Origin of the sequence: Escherichia sp. AM3, assembly GCF_032029835.1 — a bacterium.
Lineage (GTDB): Bacteria > Pseudomonadota > Gammaproteobacteria > Enterobacterales > Enterobacteriaceae > Escherichia > Escherichia coli.
In genome coordinates this window covers 1-272 of sequence record NZ_JAVUPQ010000974.1, presented here as the reverse complement: position 1 = coordinate 272, position 272 = coordinate 1, and the positions used below count along the sequence as shown (strand labels likewise).

Below are 272 nucleotides of genomic sequence, written 5' to 3'. Positions count from 1 at the left end.
ACATGGACGCGGATATCGATCTGATGGCGTTAACCGAGGAGATCCCGGATAACGAAGATTTGCTCGATAACGATGAAAACTCGCCGGTGATCCGCCTGATCAACGCCATTCTCGGCGAGGCGGTGAAGGAGGGCGCGTCAGATATTCATATCGAAACCTTCGAGCGCACCCTGAGCATACGCTTTCGCGTTGACGGCGTGCTGCGCCCGGTGCTGCAACCGGCGCGTAAGCTCGCCCCGCTGCTGGTGTCGCGTATCAAGGTGATGTCGAAA

At 57.7% G+C, this 272-nt stretch carries 1 protein-coding gene; it reads left to right on the top strand.

Annotated features, from left to right (window positions below):
* On the top strand, positions 1-272 hold a 272-nt coding region (locus RTW80_RS29305; RefSeq protein ID WP_312721636.1), incomplete at both ends, for an ATPase, T2SS/T4P/T4SS family.